At 63.4% G+C, this 21,581-nt stretch carries 24 protein-coding genes and 1 riboswitch; of the genes, 17 read left to right on the top strand and 7 right to left on the bottom strand.

The window, feature by feature from the left end:
* Positions 1-41: 41 nt before the first annotated feature.
* Positions 42-875: an undecaprenyl-diphosphate phosphatase gene (locus AC56KW_RS03745; protein ID WP_497169380.1), complete on the bottom strand. Its 834-nt coding sequence runs from the start codon at positions 873-875 to the stop codon at positions 42-44.
* 238 nt (positions 876-1,113) lie between these two features.
* Here AC56KW_RS03745 and AC56KW_RS03740 point away from each other — a divergent pair, with 238 nt between their 5' ends.
* Positions 1,114-1,521: a hypothetical protein gene (locus tag AC56KW_RS03740; protein ID WP_497169379.1), complete on the top strand. Its 408-nt coding sequence runs from the start codon at positions 1,114-1,116 to the stop codon at positions 1,519-1,521.
* A 9-nt stretch (positions 1,522-1,530) separates the two neighbouring features.
* On the opposite strand, the gene AC56KW_RS03735 is transcribed toward AC56KW_RS03740, so the two are convergent.
* The gene (locus tag AC56KW_RS03735) at positions 1,531-1,797 is read right to left on the bottom strand and encodes a YkgJ family cysteine cluster protein (protein ID WP_497169500.1); all 267 of its coding nucleotides are present in this window, start codon (positions 1,795-1,797) and stop codon (positions 1,531-1,533) included.
* Between the two features lie 203 nt (positions 1,798-2,000).
* On the opposite strand from AC56KW_RS03735, the gene AC56KW_RS03730 reads away from it, so the two are divergent.
* From AC56KW_RS03730 to AC56KW_RS03715, 4 genes are all read left to right on the top strand, one after another.
* Positions 2,001-2,642 (top strand): TetR/AcrR family transcriptional regulator, encoded by a 642-nt coding sequence (locus AC56KW_RS03730; protein WP_497169378.1) that lies wholly within the window; start codon positions 2,001-2,003, stop codon positions 2,640-2,642.
* A gap of 207 nt (positions 2,643-2,849) precedes the next feature.
* Positions 2,850-3,503, top strand: a complete 654-nt coding sequence (locus AC56KW_RS03725) for a protein-L-isoaspartate O-methyltransferase family protein (RefSeq protein ID WP_497169377.1) — start codon at positions 2,850-2,852, stop codon at positions 3,501-3,503.
* Between the two features lie 9 nt (positions 3,504-3,512).
* A complete protein-coding gene (locus tag AC56KW_RS03720) occupies positions 3,513-3,836 on the top strand; it encodes a rhodanese-like domain-containing protein (RefSeq protein WP_137174611.1) in 324 nt (107 codons plus the stop codon).
* Positions 3,837-3,873: 37 nt separating this feature from the next.
* Positions 3,874-5,232: a TolC family outer membrane protein gene (locus AC56KW_RS03715; RefSeq protein WP_497169376.1), complete on the top strand. Its 1,359-nt coding sequence runs from the start codon at positions 3,874-3,876 to the stop codon at positions 5,230-5,232.
* An 89-nt stretch (positions 5,233-5,321) separates the two neighbouring features.
* Here the strand turns inward: AC56KW_RS03715 and ribB are convergent, their stop codons facing one another.
* From ribB to AC56KW_RS03695, 4 genes are all read right to left on the bottom strand, one after another.
* Positions 5,322-5,969 carry a 3,4-dihydroxy-2-butanone-4-phosphate synthase gene (gene ribB, locus AC56KW_RS03710; protein WP_497169375.1) on the bottom strand — a complete coding sequence of 216 codons (648 nt, stop codon included), beginning with the start codon at positions 5,967-5,969 and terminating at the stop codon, positions 5,322-5,324.
* 101 nt (positions 5,970-6,070) lie between these two features.
* Positions 6,071-6,223: riboswitch (FMN riboswitch) on the bottom strand.
* Positions 6,224-6,338: 115 nt separating this feature from the next.
* A complete protein-coding gene (gloA, locus tag AC56KW_RS03705) occupies positions 6,339-6,752 on the bottom strand; it encodes a lactoylglutathione lyase (protein ID WP_497169374.1) in 414 nt (137 codons plus the stop codon).
* A gap of 110 nt (positions 6,753-6,862) precedes the next feature.
* Positions 6,863-7,294: an OsmC family protein gene (locus tag AC56KW_RS03700; protein ID WP_123067820.1), complete on the bottom strand. Its 432-nt coding sequence runs from the start codon at positions 7,292-7,294 to the stop codon at positions 6,863-6,865.
* A 3-nt stretch (positions 7,295-7,297) separates the two neighbouring features.
* Positions 7,298-7,618 (bottom strand): hypothetical protein, encoded by a 321-nt coding sequence (locus AC56KW_RS03695; RefSeq protein WP_497169373.1) that lies wholly within the window; start codon positions 7,616-7,618, stop codon positions 7,298-7,300.
* A gap of 146 nt (positions 7,619-7,764) precedes the next feature.
* Here AC56KW_RS03695 and AC56KW_RS03690 point away from each other — a divergent pair, with 146 nt between their 5' ends.
* The 10 genes from AC56KW_RS03690 to AC56KW_RS03645 all read left to right on the top strand — a co-directional run bounded on the left by AC56KW_RS03690 (position 7,765) and on the right by AC56KW_RS03645 (position 18,610).
* Positions 7,765-8,673 (top strand): DUF3667 domain-containing protein, encoded by a 909-nt coding sequence (locus AC56KW_RS03690; protein WP_497169372.1) that lies wholly within the window; start codon positions 7,765-7,767, stop codon positions 8,671-8,673.
* A 129-nt stretch (positions 8,674-8,802) separates the two neighbouring features.
* Positions 8,803-9,705, top strand: coding sequence for an NAD kinase (locus AC56KW_RS03685; protein ID WP_497169371.1), 903 nt, complete (start codon positions 8,803-8,805; stop codon positions 9,703-9,705).
* Positions 9,706-9,770: 65 nt separating this feature from the next.
* Entirely contained in the window at positions 9,771-11,435 is a 1,665-nt protein-coding gene (gene recN / locus AC56KW_RS03680) for a DNA repair protein RecN (protein ID WP_497169370.1), read from the top strand.
* A 135-nt stretch (positions 11,436-11,570) separates the two neighbouring features.
* A complete protein-coding gene (locus AC56KW_RS03675) occupies positions 11,571-11,999 on the top strand; it encodes an organic hydroperoxide resistance protein (protein WP_497169369.1) in 429 nt (142 codons plus the stop codon).
* Positions 12,000-12,145: 146 nt separating this feature from the next.
* Positions 12,146-13,249, top strand: coding sequence for a ferrochelatase (gene hemH / locus AC56KW_RS03670; RefSeq protein WP_497169368.1), 1,104 nt, complete (start codon positions 12,146-12,148; stop codon positions 13,247-13,249).
* Positions 13,250-13,474: 225 nt separating this feature from the next.
* Entirely contained in the window at positions 13,475-14,041 is a 567-nt protein-coding gene (gene grpE, locus AC56KW_RS03665) for a nucleotide exchange factor GrpE (RefSeq protein ID WP_497169367.1), read from the top strand.
* Between the two features lie 121 nt (positions 14,042-14,162).
* Positions 14,163-16,115, top strand: a complete 1,953-nt coding sequence (gene dnaK, locus AC56KW_RS03660) for a molecular chaperone DnaK (RefSeq protein WP_497169366.1) — start codon at positions 14,163-14,165, stop codon at positions 16,113-16,115.
* Between the two features lie 117 nt (positions 16,116-16,232).
* Entirely contained in the window at positions 16,233-17,366 is a 1,134-nt protein-coding gene (gene dnaJ, locus AC56KW_RS03655; protein WP_497169365.1) for a molecular chaperone DnaJ, read from the top strand.
* Between the two features lie 202 nt (positions 17,367-17,568).
* Positions 17,569-18,267 carry a carbonate dehydratase gene (can, locus tag AC56KW_RS03650; RefSeq protein WP_497169364.1) on the top strand — a complete coding sequence of 233 codons (699 nt, stop codon included), beginning with the start codon at positions 17,569-17,571 and terminating at the stop codon, positions 18,265-18,267.
* Positions 18,245-18,610 (top strand): nucleotide pyrophosphohydrolase, encoded by a 366-nt coding sequence (locus AC56KW_RS03645; protein WP_497169363.1) that lies wholly within the window; start codon positions 18,245-18,247, stop codon positions 18,608-18,610. Before can ends, AC56KW_RS03645 begins: the two co-directional genes overlap by 23 nt.
* A gap of 112 nt (positions 18,611-18,722) precedes the next feature.
* Here AC56KW_RS03645 and AC56KW_RS03640 read toward each other — a convergent pair whose 3' ends face one another.
* Positions 18,723-18,866, bottom strand: coding sequence for a PEP-CTERM sorting domain-containing protein (locus tag AC56KW_RS03640; protein WP_497169362.1), 144 nt, complete (start codon positions 18,864-18,866; stop codon positions 18,723-18,725).
* A 452-nt stretch (positions 18,867-19,318) separates the two neighbouring features.
* Between AC56KW_RS03640 and AC56KW_RS03635 the strand changes: the two genes are divergently transcribed.
* Positions 19,319-20,083 (top strand): gamma-glutamyl-gamma-aminobutyrate hydrolase family protein, encoded by a 765-nt coding sequence (locus tag AC56KW_RS03635; protein ID WP_497169361.1) that lies wholly within the window; start codon positions 19,319-19,321, stop codon positions 20,081-20,083.
* A 37-nt stretch (positions 20,084-20,120) separates the two neighbouring features.
* Positions 20,121-21,491, top strand: coding sequence for a glutamine synthetase family protein (locus AC56KW_RS03630; RefSeq protein ID WP_497169360.1), 1,371 nt, complete (start codon positions 20,121-20,123; stop codon positions 21,489-21,491).
* The last annotated feature ends 90 nt before the right edge of the window (positions 21,492-21,581 follow it).

Below are 21,581 nucleotides of genomic sequence, written 5' to 3'. Positions count from 1 at the left end.
ACTGTCTGTTTCAGTGTTTTGGATCAGGGTAAGGCGCTAGTTTACTCCGACCAGTTGACCAAGCCAAAGTGAGCGGTCACTAGCACCAGGATACCGAATACGATACGGTACCAGGCGAAGATCGTGAAGTCGTGCGTGCTGATGTAGCGCAGAAGCCAGCGCACGCACAGGAAGGCGGCGATGAAGGCCGAGATGAAGCCAAGGCTGAACAGGGGGAAGTCGGCCATCGACAGTGCATCCCGTTCCTTGATCACGGAGTACACGGTGGCGCCGAGCATGGTCGGCATGGCAAGGAAGAACGAGAATTCGGTGGCCGCCTTGCGCGACAGGCCGAACAGCATGCCGCCGATGATGGTCGAGCCCGAGCGGCTGGTGCCGGGAATCAGGGCGAAGGACTGGGCGAAGCCGACCTTCAGGGCGTCGAGCATGGTCATGTCGTCGACGGTCTCGACCCGCGGCGGCGTGCTGCGCTGGCGCTGGCGGTGTTCGACCCACAGGATGATGACCCCACCCACGACCAGGGCAATCGCCACCGGCACCGGATGGAACAGGAGCTCGGTGATGGTGGCGCTGAACAGCACGCCGGCGATTGCCGCTGGCATGAAAGCCACAGCAACATTGCGCGCGAAGCGCTGCTGAAGCGGGTCCGAGCCCAGTCCGGACAGCAGGCGCGTGACGCGCTCGCGGTACTCCCATACGACGGCCAACACGGCGCCGAGCTGGATCACGATCTTGAAGACCGTTTCCCGTACGCCCGTAAAGTTGAGTAACTCGCCCGCAAGGATCAGGTGACCAGTGGAAGAAATCGGGAGAAATTCGGTGAAGCCCTCGACCAGGCCCATGATGATCGCCTTGATGGCGAGCGCAATATCCATGAATTATTTCGGTGTGGAAGTGATCTGGGGCGGCGCCAGCGTAGGCCCACCGGCTTGGGCACGAAGCTTACCATGAGCCCGCCCCTTACCGTTGGGCAAACTGAACCGTACAACCGATTTCGCGGGCGCCGAACGCGGCTGTGCAACGCCGGGACAGGCGCGCGAATGAAAAAAGCGCTTGCGCCGAATGTGAAATCGCGTGCTACACTAAAACCATGAGTAAACTCCCACTCACCCAATGAGTCTTATCTTAGTCATCATCCTTGCCGTGCTGTCCTGGCTGGCATTTCATGACTGGCAGTTGCCCAATGCGTTACGCTACCGCCCCTTCCAGGGCCGGGTCTGGCGCAGTTCCTTCCCTACCGCTTCCCGTAAAGACATCCGCGAGTTCCTGTCCGTGTTCGGCGCCGCCTTGTCGTTCGGCGACACCGACAAGCTGCACCTGCGGCCCGACGACCAGGTGCTGGGCGTGGTGCGCGCCGCCAAGCCGGCGCGCTGGATGCCGGATGCGTCCGATATCGAGCCCTTGGCACGCGCCTTGCGTGAACGCTACGGCTTGCTGCTCGACGACGTCTGGCATGACGGGTTGACCTTGGGCGGGCTGTTCCAGCGGGTGCAGCAGGCGCGCGGAAAAACGCCGTTGTAAACGACGTCGTTACGGCGCCGTCGCGCGTTCCAGCTCCGCCAGCCACCGGATCGCCTGCGGGCGATCATCTCCGCACATCTCGCGCGATGGCTGCAGGCCGCCACACACGGCGGGCCGTTCCGGTCGGCCAAAGATGCGGCACAGCTCATCGTCTCCCAGTTGCACGCAGCGTACCCCGGCTGGCTTGCCGTTAGGCATGCCGGGAATCGGGCTGGTGATCGAAGGCGCGGTGCAGCAGGCGCCGCAATGCGGCCGACAGGAGAAAGAAGCAGGCATGAACAGCAGGAGGGCTCGGTCGAAGTCCGCCAGTATATCGTGGTCCTGGCGTTTACCCACCGACATGCGCTCTGTCAAACAGGGGAATCTACGGTCTGAACGACGATTCGCTTAACATAATTTCAGTTATACAACGGTTGCTTGACTGGCCCGACAGCCGCGGTCTATATTGATTGTTCCTTAGATAATTTCTGGGCGGGAAGATGGACTGCCAACTTGACAGTAAGCCGCGCTGGGAACGTCGCAAGGAAGCGCGTCCCCAGGAATTATTGGCTGCCGCGATCGAGCTGTTCGTCGAGCGTGGCTTCGCCGCCACCCGTCTCGAAGACGTGGCCCGCCGCGCCGGCGTGTCCAAGGGCACGCTCTACCTGTATTACACCAACAAGGATGACCTGTTCAAGGCTGTGGTACGCCAGACCATCCTGCCGATGATCGACGATGCCGAAGCGTCGGTGACCGAATTCGATGGACACAGCGCGGAGCTGTTGCGCCATGTGATCCTGTCCTGGTGGGTGCGCATCGGTTCGGCCAAGGCGTCCGGCATCAACAAATTGATTCTCGCCGAAGCCGATAATTTCCCCGAGTTGGCGCGCTTTTACCAGGAAGAAGTCATGACGCGTCGTATGCGCCTGATTACAAACATGCTCGAGCGCGGTATCCGCCGCGGCGAATTCCGTGCGATCGACGTGCCGCAGGCCGCCCAGGTGTTGATCGCGCCGCTGATGATGCTGTCGACCTGGAAGCATACGGTCGGCCCCTGCGAACGCTGCGACCTGCAGCCCGAAGCCTTCCTCGAAGCTTTCCTCGACATTACCCTGCACGGCCTGGTTCCTGCAAGCCGCTAGGAGTCCATCCCGCCAGGAGCGACTCCAACCTGCCGGGACAGAACCGCAGTTCAACCACGCCAGGGATGGATTTCTGGCGTTCATCCCCCTCAAACTGCAGACTGTCGCAATTTTCCGCTGGCTCGGCCGTGCATCGTTAAGATGTGCGTCCTGAGGCCATTGAACGATTAGAATATCGGATTATTTATTTTTCCACCGAGAACTGAAATGAATATCGAACAAGCCCGCTTCAACATGATCGAGCAGCAAATCCGTCCGTGGAACGTCCTGGACGAAGACGTGCTGGCCTTGCTGCACGTGGTCAAGCGCGAACAATTCGTGCCGAAGGCCTACGAGAACCTGGCGTTCGCGGACGTCGAGATCCCGCTGCCGGGCGGCGAGACGATGTTCAATCCGAAGGTCGAAGCGCGCATCGTGCAAGAGATCGCGGTGAAGAAACATGAAAACGTGCTCGAGATCGGTACCGGTTCCGGCTACATGACCGCGCTGCTGGCACACACGGCGGCCCACGTGACCAGCGTCGAGATCCAGCCCGAGAGCGTCACGCTGGCCAGGGAGAACCTGGCCAGGGCTGGCGTGATCAATGTCAGCGTGGAAGAAGGCAATGGCGCCCAGGGCTGGTCGACGGGCACCCAATATGACGTGATCGTGGTCTCGGGCGGCCTGCCGGTGCTGCCGGAAGCGCTGGTCAAGCAGCTGAAAGTCGGCGGCCGCATGATCGCCATCCTGGGCGAAGCGCCGGCCATGACGTGCCAGCTGATCACCCGCACCTCGGAAACGGCGCACGACGCGGTCAAGGTGTTCGAGACCGTGGCCAAGCCGCTGACCGGCGCCGAGACGCCGTCGCGCTTCACCTTCTAAGGACGCGCGATGCGACAGATGACCGCCCCCGAGTTGGCCGCCTGGCTGGCCGACCCGGCGCGCGAGCAGCCGCTGCTGCTCGACGTGCGCGAGGACTGGGAATTCGAAACCTGCAAGATCGCAGGCTCGACCCAGATCCCGATGCACCTGATTCCGGTCCGTGTGAGCGAGATCGACGACGACAGGGAGGTGGTGTGCATCTGCCATCACGGCGCGCGCAGCATGCAGGTGGCCGCCTTCCTGGAGCGCAATGGGTTCAGTAACGTAACGAATTTAACGGGCGGGGTACACGCCTGGGCCGTACAGGTCGATCCGTCGATGCCGAAGTATTGACCTGATCCTTAACTAGATGACTCCTGTGGAGATAGCAATGCAGAAACCCCTACTTGCCGTGCTGCTTGCCAGCGCGTGCTTCTCGCTCAACGCCCATGCTGCCGACTTGATCCAGGTCTACCAGCAGGCGCTGGCCAACGATGCGACCTATGCGAGTGCGCGCGCCTCGCTGGCCGCCGGCCGCGAGCGGATTACCCAGGGGCGTGCGGGCCTGCTCCCGACCGTGGGTCTCAGTGGGGGCATCAGCAAGAACGACAACGAGTTCGACCCGTGGAACATCGGCCAGGTCGGCACCTTGCCGAACGGCCAGCCAGGTATCATCGACGGCAGCGGCTCCAACCTGCGCACCAACGAATACACGCTGTCGCTGCAGCAGCCGCTGTATCGCTGGGATCGCTGGCAGACTTACCAGCAGAGCAAACTGCAGCAGGCGATCGCCGAAGCGCAGTTTGCCCAGGCCCAGCAAGACCTGATCACGCGCGTGGCCACCGCCTATTTCGACGTGCTGGCCGCACAAGACAAGCTGGAATCGACCCGCGCCCAGAAGGAAGCGACGACCGAGCAGCTGGCGTCGGCCAAGCGCAACTTCGAAGTCGGCACCCAGACCATTACCGACACCCACGAAGCGCAGGCCGCGTACGACCTGGTGCTGGCGCAGGAATTCGCCGCCGTCAACGACCTGGACAACAAGCGCAACACGCTGCAGACGATCATCGGCGCCGCGCCGGGCAACCTGGCGTCGCTCAAGCCGGGCGTGACCCTGGCGGTGCCGCAGCCGGCCTCGGTCGATCCGTGGGTCTCGTCGGCCGAGAACCAGAACTACGGCGTGACCGTCGGCCAGTTGCAGGTCGAGATCGCCATGCGCGACATTTCGCGTAACCGCGCCGGCCACCTGCCGACCGTCGACCTGGTGGCCAGCTCGACGCGCCGCGACATCAACGGCCGCACCGGCAGCTCGGGCGACACCAAGAACAATGCGATCGGCGTGCAATGGAGCGTACCGATCTTCAGCGGCTTCGCGGTGACCAGCCGGGTGCGTGAATCGATCGCGCTGGAAGACCGCGCGCGCAACGACCTGGAGGCGACCCGCCGCAACGCGGCCCTGCAGGCGCGCCAATCGTTCCTGGGCGTGAACAGCGGCCTGGCCCAGGTCAAGGCGCTGGAAGCAGCCGAAGTGTCGAGCCAGTCGGCGCTGGAATCGAACAAGCTGGGTTACCAGGTGGGCGTGCGCATCAATATCGACGTGCTGAACGCGCAGCGCCAGCTGTACCAGACCCGCACCGACCTGTCGCGCGCGCGTTACGACGTGATCATCAACGGCCTGCGCCTGAAGGCGGCGGCCGGTTCGTTGCGCGAGGCGGACCTGGTACCGGTCAACAGCCTGCTGGGCGAATGATCGTATCAGCCTGCGCCCCGCGGTGCAGGGACCATGAAAAAGCCCGGGTGGCCAGCGTGCTGGCGACCCGGGCTTTTTCACACTTCATGTCACAGCGCGCGTGCGCGACGCCACTGGATCAGCTCGGCGATGGTGAGGATCGGGAACGCGCGTTCCTCGGCGAACTGCTCGATCTGTTCGCCGCGCATCATGGTGCCGTCCGGGTTCATCAGCTCGCACAGCACGGCGGCCGGCTGCAGGCCGGCCAGCTTGGCCAGGTCGACCGAGCCTTCGGTATGGCCGGCGCGCGCCAGCACGCCGCCCGGGGTGGCGCGCAGCGGGAACACGTGGCCGGGACGAACCAGGTCGTCGGGCTGGGCATTGCGCGCGATCGCGGCCTGGATGGTCGAGACACGATCGGCGGCCGAGACGCCGGTGGTCACGCCATGGCGGGCTTCGATCGAGACCGTGAACGGGGTGCCGTAGCGGCTGCCGTTCTCGGGCGCCATCGGCGGCAGGTCGAGCGCGCGCACCTTGTCGTCGGACAGGCACAGGCAGACGATGCCGCTGCATTCGCGGATCATCAGCGCCATCGTTTCGACGCTCAGTTTCTCGGCGGCGACGATCAGGTCGGCTTCGTTCTCGCGGTCGAAGTCGTCGAGCAGGATGACCGGGACGCCGGCGCGCATGGCGGCCAGGGCGGCGGCGATGCGACCTTCCAGGTCGTTGCTTTGAAGGGTATAGGCAGGGACTAACATGTGAAACGCTCCTCGCATGGATTGGCGAAAAACGCATCAGGGCAAAGCGAAACCGCACACCCGTTCAACCGCGAAGGCGCGGTGACCGGGCGCATGACAGCGCACATCTTCTTTCATCCGGACTATACCGTCGGCCCTGGCTTCTCACCAGGTCTGCTGACCCTGCTCAATGACCACCTGAACAGGCGCTCGCGGGCTCGACCCGTGAAGGTCATACCGCCGGTGGGGAATCGCACCCCGCCCCGAAGACGTCATTAAGTTGTGGTGCTCTGCTCAGCAGCAGGCGGTGATGATTGTAGCAGCGGTGTGCGGAGTTTGCTGGAGGGCGGCCGATCTCGGCCGCTGCCCCATCTTGCACGCTTGTGGCGCTTAGTTGCTCAGCCCGCCGCCGCCGGCATGGTCGGCACGCTCGATCAGCTCGACCTTGTAGCCATCGGGATCGGTGATGAAGGCGATCACGGTGGTGCCGCCCTTGACCGGGCCCGGTTCGCGCGTGATGTTGCCGCCGGCCGCGCGCACTTGTTCGCAGGCGGCGTAGATGTCTTCGGCCGAGATCGCGATGTGGCCGTAGGCGGTGCCCATGTCGTAGCTGTCGGTGCCCCAGTTGTAGGTCAGCTCGAGCTCGGCGTGGTCAGGATTGCTGCCGTAGCCCAGGAAGGCAAGGCTGTACTTGTACTCCGGGTTGTCGCTGGTGCGCAGCAGTTTCATGCCCAGCACCTTGGTGTAGAAGTCGATGGAGCGTTGCAGGTCGCCGACCCTCAACATGGTATGCAGGATGCGCATTGGGTTGTCCTTATGTGTTCCGGGAAAACCGCATTCTATGCGTTTGACAGCTTCCTTGCCGAAGCCGCGAAAAGTGAAGTGCCGCGGATCGGGCGACCCGCGGCAGGTGATCAGTTTTCGAGCTTGGCGTCGAGCGTGATCTTCGCGTTCAGCAGTTTCGACACAGGGCAGTTCTCCTTGGCCGTAGTGGCCGCCTTGTCGAAGGCTTCCTGGCTGGCGCCGGGAATCTTCGCCACCAGTTCGAGGTGTACGGCCGTGATCGAGAAACCGCCTTCGACTTTTTCCATCGACACCGTCGCCTTGGTGCGCAGTTCGTCGGCCGTCAGGCCGGCCTGGCCCAGCTGGCCCGACAGCGCCATCGTGAAGCAGCCGGCATGCGCCGCGCCGATCAGCTCTTCGGGATTGGTGCCCGGCGCGTCTTCGAAGCGGGTGTTGAAGCCGTAAGGCTGGTCCTTGAGGGCGCCGCTGCCGGTCGAGACCTGGCCCTTGCCGTCCTTGATGCCGCCGCTCCAGACGGCGCTGCCATCGCGTTTGATCGTCATGTATTACTTCCTTTCATCGTCGTTGTCTTCGGGTGCAGGCTCGGCGTCGTGGTCGCGCATGTCGCGATGTCGGTCGGGCTGCGGCTGGGCCTGGCCGGTCGCGCCGGGGGCCGGATCGACCGCCTGGGAAATCCCCGGCGTCGCCCGCGAATCGGTATCGACCAGGCCTTGCTCGAGATCCTTGGCCGCCTGCTTCATGATGCCGCGCGGCGCTTGATCTTGCCCGTCGGGCGTTTCATCGCGTTCGTGCGGCTGGCGCTTGACGCCGTCGTTGCTCATCGGTTCCTTGGTATTGACAAACCGGTCCTTGGTTTCGGTCACCATGATGATCTCCTTTGCATTTTCGTCATCATCATCCTAACTGCCTGTTGGTGAATGAGTCGCGCAATTGAACCATGTAATTTGATGATGCTTTTTTGCAATTACCTCGATAAGATGAGCGTTTGACCGGTTTGACGGAAGACGCCCCCGTGAGCATCGACACCCTGACCCACCACGCCAGCCTCGCTTGCAAGAACTGCGGCGCCAACGCGCAAGGCAATTACTGCCAGCACTGTGGGCAGGCGACCCACCTGCATGTGCCGAGCGCGCGCGAATTCCTGCACGAATTCATTGCCCACTACGTGGCGCTGGAAGGCAAGCTGTGGAAGACGCTGGCCCTGCTCATCGCCAGACCCGGCTTGCTGACCTGCGAATACATCCTGGGCCGGCGCGTGCGCTATCTCGAGCCGCTCCGTGTGTATCTGACCTTCAGCATCATTTTCTTCGCGCTGTTCAAGCTCGGTGGGGTCGAAGTGGCGCGCTTCGACGACCCGTCGCCGGCCCTGGCCGCTGCGGTGGCCGACGGCCGGGCCAAGCAGACGGTGCTGGGCCCGGCCATGGTGCAGGACGTCGCCGAGTACGAAAAAGTCCTGGCCACTCTCAACAAGAAGGCCGGCAACCTGCATCCGGTACTGCGCGAACGGCTTGCGCGCTTCATGTCGCTGTCGCCGGAGGCCCAGAAGGCCGCGCTCAAACAGGCCTTCTACAGCTACACGCCTTATGCGATCTTCGCCATGATGCCGCTGTTCGCGCTCTACCTGAAGATCTTGTACCTGGGCAGCGGGCGCCGCTACGGTGAACATTTCCTGTTCGCCTTGCACGTGAATGCCTTCGCCTTCCTGATGCTGTCGGTGATGATCCTGGTTCCGGAGACCTGGAAATTCATTACCTTCGCGCTGTTGTTGTGGCTAGTGTTCTACCTGCCGATCGCGATGCGCCGCGTCTACGAGAGCGGCTGGATGAGTACGCTGATCCGCTGGATCGCCCTGATCTTCGCGCACGTCGCGACCCTGGCGTCGGCCGTATTGACCGTCATGGGCATGGTACTGATGGGCTGAACTTGCAGGGCAGGGGTGGCGCCCGCTATACTGTTCATCTATACAGTAATAGCCGAGCGCCGTATGGCAGCCGCAGGGATTATCGGTTAATCTCCAGCGTACCCTTAACCTCATACTGCAGAGACCGTCATGCCCGCTTCGCCCCAACCGCAACAGATCATCGCGCTCGTGGTGCGGCATAACACGGCGGGCGTCGAAGAGCCGGTCGGCCGCATCCGCGATTTCCTGCAAGCGGCGGGCTACCGCGTGGTGTTCGAGGCCGATACCGCGGCCAATCTGCAGCTCGATGGCATCGACTCGATGACCGTGGCCGAGATCGGCGCGCAGGCCAGGATCGGCATCGTGGTCGGCGGCGACGGCACCATGCTGGGCATCGCACGCCAGCTCGCCGAATACGATATCGCCCTGGTCGGCATCAACCTGGGCCGGCTCGGCTTCATCACCGACATTGCGCTCGACGACATGCTGCCGGCGCTCGGCGAAATCCTGCAGGGCCGCTCGCGCGCCGAAGAACGCACCCTGCTCGAGGCACGCGTGATGCGCGACGGCGTGCAGATCTTTTGCAGCGTGGCCGTCAACGACGTGGTGGTGGCGCGCGGCACCGGCGCCGGCATGGTCGAACTCAAGCTCTCCGTCGACGGTCAATTCATGTACAACCAGCGCTCGGACGGCCTGATCGTGTCCACGCCCACCGGCTCCACGGCCTATGCGCTGTCGGCCGGCGGCCCGCTGCTGCACCCCAGCCTGGGCGGCACGGTGCTGGTGCCGATCGCACCGCACGCGCTGTCGAACCGGCCGATCGTGGTGCCTGACAAAAGCGAGATCATGGTCGAGCTGGTCAGCGGGCGCGACATCAGCGTGAACTTCGACATGCAAACCTTCACCAGCCTGCAACTGGGCGACCAGATCGTCATCTCGCGTTCGCCGCACACGATCACCTTCCTGCATCCGCTCGACTGGAGCTATTACCACACGCTGCGCCAGAAGCTGCACTGGAACGAATACCCCACCAACGACGGCAAGCTCAAATAACACGCTGCAGTCGACCAACGACTTGTTCGCCACAGAATCGCCCAACACCGGAGACCCGATTTTTCATGCTGCGCACACTGACCATCCGCGACTTCGTTATCGTCGACGCCATCGAACTGGAGTTCTCGAACGGCTTTTCGGTGTTCACCGGCGAGACCGGCGCCGGCAAGTCGATCCTGATCGATGCGTTGCAACTGGCGCTGGGCGGCCGCGGCGACGCCAGCATGGTGCGCGAAGGCGCCCCCAAGGCCGACATCACGGCCGACTTTGCGCCGACCGAGGCGGGCCGGGCCTGGCTCGAGCAGCACGAATTCGGCGTCGACGAGGGCGGGGCGCTGCTGCGCCGCGTGATCGACAACGCCGGCCGCTCCAAGGCCTATATCAATGGCGTGGCTGCCACGGCAAGCCAGCTGCGCGAACTGGGCGAGCTGCTGGTCGACATCCACGGCCAGCACGCCCACCAGTCGCTGCTCAAGCCGGACGCCCAGCGCGCGCTGCTCGACAACCAGATCGCGGTGCGCGATCCGCAGGCGCGCGGCGAGGCGCAAGAGGTGGCGCAAGCCTGGCGCGCCTGGCGCGCGCTGGTGCGCCAGCGCGAAGAGTACGAAACCAATGCCAAGAACGTGCTGATCGAACGCGAGCGTCTCGAGTGGCAGGTGAGCGAGCTCGATAAACTGGCGCCGAAGACCGGCGAGTGGGCCGAGATCAGCAACGAACACAGCCGTCTGTCGCATGCCGCCAGCCTGCTCGAAGGCGCGCAGGAAGCCCTGGCGGCGATTTCCGAATCGGAGCAGCCGATCCTGTCGCAACTGTCGTCGCTCAACGCCAAGCTCGGCAAGCTGGTCGACGTCGACGCCCAGCTGCAGGCCGTGCTCGACTGCATGGAGCCGGCCCGCATCCAGCTGCAAGAGGCCGTGTCCGAACTGAACAACTACATCGACAAGGTCGAACTCGACCCGGGCCGCCTGCGCGAAGTCGATGCCCGCATGGATGCGCTGCACAGCGCCTCGCGCAAGTACCGGGTGACGCCCGAAGAACTGCCCGAGGAACACGCGCAACTGGCCACCAAGCTGCGCCAGCTGGCCGACGCCACCGATATCGAGGGCTTGCGCAAGCAGGAAGAAAAAGCCGAGGCCGCCTATATGAAAGTGGCCGGGCGCTTGTCGGTGCGCCGCGTCAAGGCGGCCGCCGAACTCGGCACGCAGGTAACAGCCGCGATGCAAGAGCTCAGCATGAGTGGCGGCAGCTTCGCCATCGGTCTCAACAGCGGTGAACCGGGCGCGCATGGCCTGGAGCAGGTCGAATTCCTGGTGGCCGGCCATGCCGGCGTGGCGCCGCGTCCGCTGGCCAAGGTGGCGTCGGGCGGCGAGCTGGCGCGGATCTCGCTGGCGATCTCGGTGATCACCTCGCATGCGACCACGGTGCCGACCCTGATCTTCGACGAGGTCGACACCGGCATCGGCGGCGGCGTCGCCGAGGTGGTGGGGCGCCTGCTCAAGCGCCTGGGCCAGCAGCGCCAGGTGCTGTGCGTGACCCACTTGCCGCAGGTCGCGAGCCAGGCCAACCAGCACTTCCAGGTGGCCAAGGGCACGACCGGCGAAGGCCGCACCGTCTCGCGCATCGATGTGCTCGACAGCCGCGCACGGGTCGAAGAGGTGGCGCGCATGCTGGGCGGGATCGAGATCACCGAGACCACGCGCAAGCATGCGCGGGAGTTGCTCGCTTCTTGAACCAGTGCGCTTCTGCGACGGAACTCTTCATTCTGAGGTCATGTCGCTTTCTTCATTCTGTGGCAGAGTGATGGTCGACCTGCGGCCCTCACGCCGCAGCATCGACCACCAACCTCAACCATGGAAGGAATTCGCATGAGCATCGAAAAAGTCCTGTACCGCGCCCAAGCCACCTCGCAAGGCGGCCGTGAAGGCACCTCGAAAAGTTCCGATGGCGTCCTTGACCTGAAACTGAGCACGCCGAAGGAACTCGGCGGCGGTGGCGGCTCGGGCACCAATCCGGAGCAGCTGTTCGCGGCCGGCTACTCGGCCTGCTTCCTGGGCGCCCTGAAGTTCGTGGCCGGCCAGTCCAAGGTCGCGCTGCCGCAAGACCTGACCATTACCGGCGACGTCGGCATCGGCCAGATCCCGACCGGTTTCGGCATCGAAGTCGACCTCACCATCAAGGCCCCCGGCATGGACCAGGCCCAGCTCCAAGAGCTGGTCGACAAGGCCCACATCGTGTGCCCGTATTCGAACGCCACCCGCGGCAATATCGATGTGCGCCTGCACGTAAACACCTGATTCAGGCAGCTAGAACCCCTTTCCGTGGCGGCAGCGCCACGAAAGGCGGTGGCGTCACTCCGGCAAAGTGGCGCCACCCGGTTCGCCCGCAGTCCCCACCGCACTGCCCACATATAATAGGCAGGTCAAGTCATCCTTTCCTGTCCATGCCATTTCGAAAAGAACCGCCTCACACCCACGGCAGCGTGCCGCATAGCGCGATAGTCCTGGTCAATCTTGGCACGCCGGACGAGCCGACCCGTTCGAGCGTACGCCGCTACCTGAAGCAGTTCCTGTCCGATCCGCGCGTGGTCGAGATTCCCAGCCGTATCTGGTGGTTCATCCTGAACCTGTTCATCCTGCCGTTCCGCTCCGGCCAGTCGGCCGCCAAGTACCGCACGATCTGGACCCGCGAAGGCTCGCCCCTGCGCATCTACACTCGCCAGCAGGCATCGGCGCTGCAGGCCGTGCTGGCCGAGCGCGGCCACGAAGACGTCAAGGTCGTCATGGCCATGCGCTACGGCTCGCCATCCCTGCCCGACGTATTCGATCAGCTCAAGCAAGACGGCTGCGACCGCATCGTCGTGCTGCCCGCGTATCCGCAATATTCCGGCACCACCACCGCCTCGATCTGGGATGCGGTATTCCAGCATTACGCGCGCGTGCGCAACGTGCCCGAGCTGCGCCTGGTAAAGCACTACCACGACCATGAAGGCTATATCCATGCCTTGCGCGACAATGTGCAGGCCTATTGGGACGCCCACGGCCGCGGCCAGAAGCTGGTGATGAGCTTCCATGGCACGCCCAAGCGCACCCTGGAGCTGGGCGACCCGTACTTCTGCGAATGCCAGAAGACCGGGCGCCTGCTGGCGCAAGCGCTGGGCCTGGGCCCGGACGACTACCTGGTCACCTTCCAGTCGCGCTTCGGCAAGGCCGAATGGCTGCAGCCCTATACGGCGCCGACGGTGCAGCAGCTGGCGCGCGATGGCGTCGAGCGCATCGACGTCATCTGTCCGGGCTTTACCAGCGACTGCCTCGAGACGCTGGAAGAAATCTCGATGGAAGTGCGCCACGACTTCGAGTCCAACGGCGGCAAGGACTTCCATTACATCCCCTGCCTGAACGCCTCGCCCTCCTGGATACGCGGCATGGCCGAGATCGCCGAGCAGCACCTGATCGGCTGGCCTACCATAGAGACCCCGGCCGAGCGCGAGGCGCGCCGTCTCGACGCCGAGCGCGGCGCCCGGAACGCGGCCCGCCTGGGTGCCTGACCCGGATGGCGGCGCCAGGCCGGCATTCGCCGCGACCACCGCTTGCTTATTGACAACCTGCTAAAATGGCAGGTTGTTGGTGCTGGGTGCCGTCTGCAAAAGTTTTGAGATGACATCTCTGCAATTCCCCTTGAAATTGTAGGAGATCGCCCCATCTGGGGCGCTGTGTATCGATCAGGATACGTTTTCAACTCAGCCAAGTCCTTGATTCTAGGAGTTTTTCCGATGCAAGACCAAGAAAACAAAGAGGTGCTCGACCAGCAAGCTGGCGAAGCGCCTGTTGCCGATGCCGCTGGTGAAACTGTTCAGGCGCCGGCCGCGCCAACCACCGAGCCGGGCCTCGAAGAGCAGCTGAGCGCAACCGAAGCGAAACTGGCAGAAATGCACGACGCTTTCATGCGCGCCAAGGCCGAAGCCGACAATATCCGCCGCCGCGCCCAGGAAGACGTGAGCAAGGCCCATAAATTCGCCATCGAAAGCTTCGCCGAGGCCATGGTGCCGGTGCGCGACAGTCTTGAAATGGCCGTGAAGGTCGAAGCCCCGACGGTCGAATCGATCAAGGAAGGCGTCGAAATGACCCTCAAGCAGCTGACCGCCGCGTTCGAAAAGAACCGCCTGGTCGAAGTCATGCCGCAGCCGGGCGACAAGCTGGACCCGAACAAGCACCAGGCCGTGGCCGTGGTGCCGTCGGAGCAGGAAGTCAATACCGTGGTCGCCGTGCTGCAAAAGGGCTATATGATCGCCGACCGCCTGCTGCGTCCGGCAATCGTGACCGCCGCAGCGCCCAAATAAGGGTAACGGGGTGCATATGTGCGTGTTCTAACTGAAGCTGTCAGCTGAGCCACTTGAAAGCACGCCACCCCTTCCCAATATTGAATCCATCAGAAATCCACAAATACTAAAGGAACACATCATGGGCAAAATCATCGGTATCGACCTGGGCACCACCAACTCCTGCGTCGCCATCATGGAAAACGGTACCCCGAAGGTGATCGAGAACGCCGAAGGCGCGCGTACCACGCCGTCGATCATCGCCTACCAGGAAGATGGCGAGATCCTCGTCGGTGCGCCGGCCAAGCGCCAGGCGGTGACCAACCCGAAGAACACCCTGTTCGCCGTCAAGCGCCTGATCGGCCGCAAGTTCGACGAGAAAGAAGTGCAGAAAGACATCTCGCTGATGCCATACCAGATCGTCAAGGCCGACAACGGCGACGCCTGGGTCGGCGTGCGCGACAAGAAGCTGGCAGCCCAGCAGATCTCGGCTGAAGTCCTGCGCAAGATGAAGAAGACCGCCGAGGACTACCTGGGCGAAGAAGTCACCGAAGCCGTCATCACCGTGCCGGCCTACTTCAACGACTCGCAGCGCCAGGCGACCAAGGACGCCGGCCGCATCGCGGGCCTGGACGTCAAGCGCATCATCAACGAGCCGACCGCGGCCGCGCTGGCCTTCGGCCTGGACAAGACCGACAAGGGCGACCGCAAGATCGCCGTGTATGACCTCGGTGGCGGCACCTTCGACGTCTCGATCATCGAGATCGCGGACGTGGACGGCGAGAAGCAGTTCGAAGTGCTGTCGACCAATGGCGACACCTTCCTGGGCGGCGAAGACTTCGACCAGCGCGTGATCGACTACATCATCGACGAATTCAAGAAGATCAACGGCCTGGACCTGTCGAAGGACGCCATCGCCCTGCAGCGCATCAAGGCTTCGGCCGAGCGCGCCAAGATCGAACTGTCGTCGTCGCAGCAGACCGAGATCAACGAGCCGTACATCGCCATGGCGAACGGCGCGCCGGTCCACCTGAACCTCAAGATGACCCGCGCCAAGCTGGAATCGCTGGTCGAGGAACTGATCGCCAAGACCATCGAACCATGCCGCACCGCGATCAAGGATGCCGGCGTCAAGGTCTCGGACATCGACGACATCATCCTGGTCGGCGGCATGACCCGCATGCCGAAGGTGCAAGAGAAGGTCAAGGAATTCTTCGGCAAGGACGCACGCAAGGACGTGAACCCGGACGAAGCGGTCGCCGTCGGCGCCGCGATCCAGGGCTCGGTCCTGTCGGGCGAGCGCAAGGACCTGCTGCTGCTGGACGTGACCCCGCTGTCGCTGGGCATCGAGACCCTGGGCGGCGTGATGACCAAGATGATCCACAAGAACACCACGATCCCGACCAAGTTCTCGCAGGTGTTCTCGACCGCCGACGACAACCAGCCGGCCGTGACCATCAAGGTCTACCAGGGCGAGCGTGAAATCGCGCAAGGCAACAAGAGCCTGGGCGAATTCAACCTCGAAGGCATCCCGCCAGCGGCACGCGGCACCCCGCAGATCGAAGTGACCTTCGACATCGACGCCAACGGCATCTTGCACGTCGGCGCGAAGGACAAGGCCACCGGCAAGGAGAACAAGATCACCATCAAGGCCAACTCGGGCCTGTCGGAAGAAGAAATCCAGAAGATGGTGAAGGATGCCGAGCTGAACGCGGAAGAAGACAAGAAGGTCAAGGAAATGGCCGAAGCCCGTAACCAGGGCGATGCGCTGGTCCACTCGACCCGCAAGTCGCTGACCGAATACGGCGACAAGCTGGACGCGGGCGAGAAAGAGAAGATCGAAGCGGCGATCACCGACCTGGAAGGCGCGATCAAGAGCGGCGACAAGGCCGACATCGACGCCAAGACCGCGGCCCTGTCGAGCGCAGCGCAGTCGCTGGGCGAGAAGATGTACGCCGACATGCAGGCGCAGCAGGCCGGCGGCGCGGGCGCCGCGGGTGCGGGTGCGGCTGGCGCGGCCGGTGGCGAACAGTCGGCCAAGCAGGACGACGACGTGGTCGACGCCGACTTCAAGGAAGTGAAGGACGCCAAGTAAGCGTCTTTGGCGCGAAGGCCGACCGCTTTCGCGCACAGGCCGAGCCGACACCTTCACTGGTCCTCGGCTCGGTTTTTTTGATGTAGAGAATTCAAAAGATAACTTTAGGTGCCGACCATGGCGAAGCGTGATTTTTACGAGATCCTCGGGGTCGCAAAAGGTGCGTCGGAAGACGAGATCAAGAAGTCGTATCGCAAGCTTGCGATGAAGTACCACCCCGACCGCAACCCCGACAACAAGGAAGCGGAAGAAAAGTTCAAGGAGGTCAAAGAGGCCTACGAGATGCTGACCAACCCGGAGAAGCGCGAAGCGTATGACCGCTACGGTCACGCCGGCGTCGATCCGAACAGCGGCATGGGCGGTGGCTTCGGCGGCGGTGCGGGCGGCTTTGGCGACGCCTTCGGCGACATCTTCGGCGACATCTTCGGTGGCGGCCGCGGTGGCCGCGGCGGCGGCGGACCACAGGTCTACCGCGGCGCCGACCTGCGCTACAACCTCGAGATCACGCTGGAGCAAGCCGCACACGGCTTCGACACCACCATTCGCGTGCCGAGCTGGGACAAGTGCGACACCTGCCACGGCAGCGGCGCCAAGCCGGGCACGCAACCCGTGACCTGCACCACCTGCGCCGGCCACGGCCAGGTGCGCATGCAGCAGGGCTTCTTCAGCATCCAGCAGACCTGCCCGAAATGCCATGGCAGCGGCAAGATCGTCCCCGAGCCATGCGCGGCCTGCGGCGGCGCCGGACGCATCAAGCGCAACAAGACGCTCGAAGTGAAGATCCCGGCCGGTATCGACAACGGCATGCGCATCCGCTCGTCGGGCAACGGCGAGCCGGGCACCAACGGCGGGCCGCCGGGTGACCTGTACGTCGAGATCCACATCAAGCAGCACGCGGTGTTCCAGCGCGAAGGCGACGACCTGCATTGCGAAATGCCGATCTCGTTTTCCAAGGCCGCCCTGGGCGGCGAGATCGAGGTGCCTACGCTCACCGGCAAGGTCTCGTTCACGGTCCCCGAAGGCACCCAGACCGGCAAGACCTTCCGCCTGAAAGGCAAGGGCATCAAGAACGTGCGCTCGGGCTATACCGGCGACCTGTTCTGCCACGTGGCGGTCGAGACCCCGGTCAAGCTGACCGACAAGCAGAAGGACCTGCTGCGCGAATTCGATCGCCTCACCACCGAAGGTGGCTCCAAGCACAGCCCGCAAAGCAAGGGCTGGATGGACAAGGTCAAGGACTTCTTCGAATAAGCAGCCTCATGAACCGCCGACCGGCACCTGCCCTCGGCGGTTTTTTTTCGCCCGGCCGGGACGCAGCCGGCGGCCACGCAACGCTGTTACACTTCACGTAATTTTGAGGAGCACCCGCCGAAGCGCCCGCACGAGACGGGCCAGGCAACGTCAGCCGGGAAGCCTCCCGGACGACGGCAACACGACAATACAAGGAATCACGATGGACAAGTACAAGACCAAGGGTTTGACCGCGGCCGAGCTGTTTGAGCGCAACCGTACCTGGGCCGCCTCGATGGTGGCCGAGGACCCGAACTTCTTCAAGGCGCTGCAAGACCAGCAGGCGCCCGAATACCTGTGGATCGGCTGCTCGGACAGCCGCGTGCCGGCCAACGAGCTGCTGGGCATGGCGCCCGGCGAGCTGTTCGTGCACCGGAACATCGCCAACGTGGTCGTGCATTCCGACCTGAATTGCCTGTCGGTGCTGCAGTTCGCGATCGACGTCCTGAAGGTCAAGCACATCATCATCTGCGGCCACTACGGCTGCTCGGGCGTACACGCGGCGTTGACCGACATCCGCGTCGGCCTGGCCGACAACTGGCTCGGCCACGTGCGCGACGTGCGCGAAAAGCATGGCAAATACCTGGGCAACGTGGCCGGCCGCGCCGCCACCAACCGCCTGGTCGAGCTGAACGTGGCCGAGCAGGTGATGAACACGGCCCACACCACCATCGTGCGCGACGCCTGGGAACGCGGCCAGCCGCTGACCATCCACAGCTGGGTGTACGGCGTGCACGACGGCCTGCTGCGCGACCTGGGCATCACGGTCAGCGGCTTCGACGAGATCGCGCCGAAGCTCGAGCGCGTGCTCAATGGATACCTGGACGGCGGAGAGGTGCGTGACGAACGCCGCGGACAGTGATCTCGCGCGCCTGCGCGCCATCGTACGTGCGTTCGTGGACGAGCGCGACTGGGATCAGTTCCACACGCCCAAGAACCTCGCCGCGGCCCTCTCTGTCGAGGCGGCCGAGCTGCTGGAACATTTCCAGTGGCTGCAGTCGGGCCGCATCGAGGAACTCGGCGGCAAGCTGAGCGATGTGCGCCACGAGATGGCCGACGTGCTGGTCTATCTGGTGCGCCTGGCCGACAAACTCGATGTCGACCTGTTCGCGGCGGTGGAAGAAAAGATGGTGCTCAACAGGGCCAAGTACCCCGCCGACAAAGTACGCGGCGATGCCCGCAAATACGACGAATACAAGACCTAGGGTGGAAGGCTTTGCCTTCCACGCGTCCAGCCTGCGCCAGCTTCACCTTCGCCAGCATCCCAACGGCCGGCCCCGATCGACATGATCCGGGCCGGCCGTTGCATGGACATCGTCAGGCCTTGCGCATCTTCCGACAACGCATGGCAGCCACGCCCGGCAGGCCGGCGCCGAGGGTAAGCAGGGTGGCCGGTTCACGCACTTCGGCTGCCGGCAGATTGCCGAAATCGGCCGTCAACTTCGAAAAACGGAACGTCACGTCCTGGTCACTACAGCCAAGGATAAACACACCAGGACGCTCATGGCCTTCTCAGTTATGGCTGTAACCGATCTGGTTTCACTTCGGCCAAGAGGTCATCTTCAAAAAGCAAACGTGGCCATGGAGAGAGATTTAATAGAAATCAAGCGATTGCCCGAAGAAATTAAATTTTGACCGATAGCATGTAATTTTCCTACCACTACGAAATGGATGCCAGATCTGCCGGGATGGGTTCTTTCGCCACTCCCATCGGCTGAAAACGTTTCGTGACAGCCCGTAACGTGTGGGCAGGGCTCGCCGGTTAACGTTAAGCTTTTGATATGGAATCATTGGTTTGACAGCGAACCGGCAGAAGTAGCGCCCGCTTGCGCTGTGTTTTACCTGGATTAAAAACCCGCTTGCCAGCGACCCGACTGGTTCGGTCCCGTGCACTTCAACACAAGGTAGAGTCCATGCGCCCCATCGTTATCGTTCCCGCCTGCACGCGTGATTTCGGCGAACACCCGTACCACGCGGCCCAGCACAAGTATGTCGACGCCGTGACCCTCGGCGCCGATTGCGCATCCCTGATCCTGCCATCGCTGGGCGCGTCGCTGGACCTGGAAACCCTGTTTGGCACCATCGACGGCATCATGCTGACCGGTTCGGCATCGAACGTGCACCCCAGTTATTACTCCGAAGAGCTGCTCGATCCTTCGCTGCCGCAGGATCCCGCGCGCGACCAGACCACCTTGCCGCTGATCCGCGAGGCGGTGCGGCGCGGCGTGCCGATCATCGCGATCTGCCGTGGCTTCCAGGAGATGAACGTGGCGCTGGGCGGCAGCCTGCACCAGGCGGTGCAGACGGTGACGGGCAAGTTCGACCACCGCGAAAATCCCGAACTGGGCATGGACGAGCAATATGGCGACGCCCACAACGTCACCCTGTGCCCCGGCGGCTTGCTCGACCGCATCCTCGGCGTGCCCGAGATTCCCGTCAATTCGCTGCACGGGCAGGGCGTCAACGAACTGGCGCCGGGCCTCACGGTCGAAGCCCTGGCCGAAGATGGTCTGGTGGAAGCGTTCACGGTATCGAATGCGCCGGGCTTTACCCTGGCGGTGCAGTGGCACCCTGAATGGCGCATCCAGCACAACCCTTATTCGATGAAGATGTTCGGCGCGTTCGGCCAGGCTTGCCGCGAGTACCGCGAACAGCGCCTGGCCGCGTCTGAACGGTAAATGGGCGTCTTCGTTCAACGACAGTGAGACTAATCTAATGGCAATTCGCGATAACTTCAGCTATACCGACATGGAAGAGTGGCTCGACGCAAAACGGGTCACCGAGATCGAATGCCTGGTTCCCGACCTGACCGGGGTGGCGCGCGGCAAGATCCTGCCGCGCGTGAAATTTACCGATGACCGCGGCATGCGCCTGCCCGAAGTCGTGCTGGGCATGACCGTCACCGGCAATACGCCCGAGCGCGATGCCGCCTACGAGCGCGCCATCTCGAGCATCGACCGTGACATGATCCTCAAGGCAGATCCGACCACCATCACCATGGTGCCGTGGGCGGTCGACCCCACCGCGCAAGTGATCCATGATTGCTACTACGCCGATGGCCGGCTGGTCGATTTCGCGCCGCGCAGCGTGCTGCGGCGCGTGCTCAAGCTGTATGAGCAGCGTGGCTGGAAACCGGTCGTGGCGCCCGAACTCGAGTTTTATCTCACCGCCAAGAACATCGACCCCGACCTGCCGCTGGCGGCCCCGATCGGCCGCAGTGGCCGTGCCGAGACCAGCCGCCAGGTGTACAGCATCGATGCAGTCAATGAGTTCGACCCGCTGTTCGAGGATATCTACGATTACTGCGAGATGATGAACCTCGACGTCGACACCCTGATCCACGAGATCGGCGCCGGCCAGATGGAAATCAACTTCCAGCACGGCGAGCCGCTCGGCCTGGCCGACAAGGTGTTCTATTTCAAGCGCACCCTGCGCGAAGCCGCGCTCAAGCACGATATGTACGCTACCTTCATGGCCAAGCCGATGGCCGGCGAGCCGGGGTCGGCGATGCATGTGCACCAGAGCGTGGTCGACGCCGAGACCGGCAAGAATATCTTCAGCAACGACGACGGTTCGCCGTCGACGCTGTTCCAGCAGTATATCGGCGGCCTGCAGCGCTATATGCCGTCGGCGATGGCGATCGTCGCCCCCTACGTCAACTCCTACCGCCGCATCGTGCGCGAGACGGCGGCGCCGATCAACCTGCAGTGGGGCATCGACAACCGCACGGTGGGCTTCCGGGTGCCGGTCTGTGGCTCGCAAGACCGCCGCGTCGAAAATCGCGTGATCGGCGCCGACGCCAATCCCTACCTGGCGCTGGCGATCACGCTGGCCTGCGGCTACCTGGGCATGACCGAGGCGCTCGAGCCGTCACCGATGGTGGAAGGCAGTGCCTACGATATGCCGGTCGAGCTGCCGCAGGGCCTGTCCGAGGCGATCACGCTGCTGCGGCGCGAGGACCGGCTGCGCGACGTGCTGGGGGAGCGCTTCATCGACGTGTACACGGCGGTGAAGGAGCTGGAGCATCGAGAATTCATGCAGGTCATCAGCCCGTGGGAGCGCGAGCATTTGCTGCTGCATGTTTGATGAGGCAAGCGTTGTCGCTGTTGGTGCAAATCAGGTTCCCGCCCGCGCGGGACGACGTACAAAAGGGTCGGGCCACGATCGATGACCGTG

The organism is Telluria sp. RT2P19 (genome assembly GCF_059685725.1).
The sequence above is the reverse complement of the archived record's forward strand: the minus strand, read 5'-3'. Positions and strand labels throughout refer to the sequence as shown.

Excerpts from the sequence above, each read along its gene's own strand:
- AC56KW_RS03745 (WP_497169380.1), bottom strand. The coding sequence starts at position 875 with ATGGATATTGCGCTCGCCATCAAGGCGATCATCATGGGCCTGGTCGAG.
- AC56KW_RS03740 (WP_497169379.1), top strand. The coding sequence starts at position 1,114 with ATGAGTCTTATCTTAGTCATCATCCTTGCCGTGCTGTCCTGGCTGGCA.
- AC56KW_RS03735 (WP_497169500.1), bottom strand. The coding sequence starts at position 1,797 with ATGCCTGCTTCTTTCTCCTGTCGGCCGCATTGCGGCGCCTGCTGCACC.
- AC56KW_RS03730 (WP_497169378.1), top strand. The coding sequence starts at position 2,001 with ATGGACTGCCAACTTGACAGTAAGCCGCGCTGGGAACGTCGCAAGGAA.
- AC56KW_RS03725 (WP_497169377.1), top strand. The coding sequence starts at position 2,850 with ATGAATATCGAACAAGCCCGCTTCAACATGATCGAGCAGCAAATCCGT.
- AC56KW_RS03720 (WP_137174611.1), top strand. The coding sequence starts at position 3,513 with ATGCGACAGATGACCGCCCCCGAGTTGGCCGCCTGGCTGGCCGACCCG.
- AC56KW_RS03715 (WP_497169376.1), top strand. The coding sequence starts at position 3,874 with ATGCAGAAACCCCTACTTGCCGTGCTGCTTGCCAGCGCGTGCTTCTCG.
- ribB (WP_497169375.1), bottom strand. The coding sequence starts at position 5,969 with ATGTTAGTCCCTGCCTATACCCTTCAAAGCAACGACCTGGAAGGTCGC.
- gloA (WP_497169374.1), bottom strand. The coding sequence starts at position 6,752 with ATGCGCATCCTGCATACCATGTTGAGGGTCGGCGACCTGCAACGCTCC.
- AC56KW_RS03700 (WP_123067820.1), bottom strand. The coding sequence starts at position 7,294 with ATGACGATCAAACGCGATGGCAGCGCCGTCTGGAGCGGCGGCATCAAG.
- AC56KW_RS03695 (WP_497169373.1), bottom strand. The coding sequence starts at position 7,618 with ATGGTGACCGAAACCAAGGACCGGTTTGTCAATACCAAGGAACCGATG.
- AC56KW_RS03685 (WP_497169371.1), top strand. The coding sequence starts at position 8,803 with ATGCCCGCTTCGCCCCAACCGCAACAGATCATCGCGCTCGTGGTGCGG.
- recN (WP_497169370.1), top strand. The coding sequence starts at position 9,771 with ATGCTGCGCACACTGACCATCCGCGACTTCGTTATCGTCGACGCCATC.
- AC56KW_RS03675 (WP_497169369.1), top strand. The coding sequence starts at position 11,571 with ATGAGCATCGAAAAAGTCCTGTACCGCGCCCAAGCCACCTCGCAAGGC.
- hemH (WP_497169368.1), top strand. The coding sequence starts at position 12,146 with ATGCCATTTCGAAAAGAACCGCCTCACACCCACGGCAGCGTGCCGCAT.
- grpE (WP_497169367.1), top strand. The coding sequence starts at position 13,475 with ATGCAAGACCAAGAAAACAAAGAGGTGCTCGACCAGCAAGCTGGCGAA.
- dnaK (WP_497169366.1), top strand. The coding sequence starts at position 14,163 with ATGGGCAAAATCATCGGTATCGACCTGGGCACCACCAACTCCTGCGTC.
- dnaJ (WP_497169365.1), top strand. The coding sequence starts at position 16,233 with ATGGCGAAGCGTGATTTTTACGAGATCCTCGGGGTCGCAAAAGGTGCG.
- can (WP_497169364.1), top strand. The coding sequence starts at position 17,569 with ATGGACAAGTACAAGACCAAGGGTTTGACCGCGGCCGAGCTGTTTGAG.
- AC56KW_RS03635 (WP_497169361.1), top strand. The coding sequence starts at position 19,319 with ATGCGCCCCATCGTTATCGTTCCCGCCTGCACGCGTGATTTCGGCGAA.
- AC56KW_RS03630 (WP_497169360.1), top strand. The coding sequence starts at position 20,121 with ATGGCAATTCGCGATAACTTCAGCTATACCGACATGGAAGAGTGGCTC.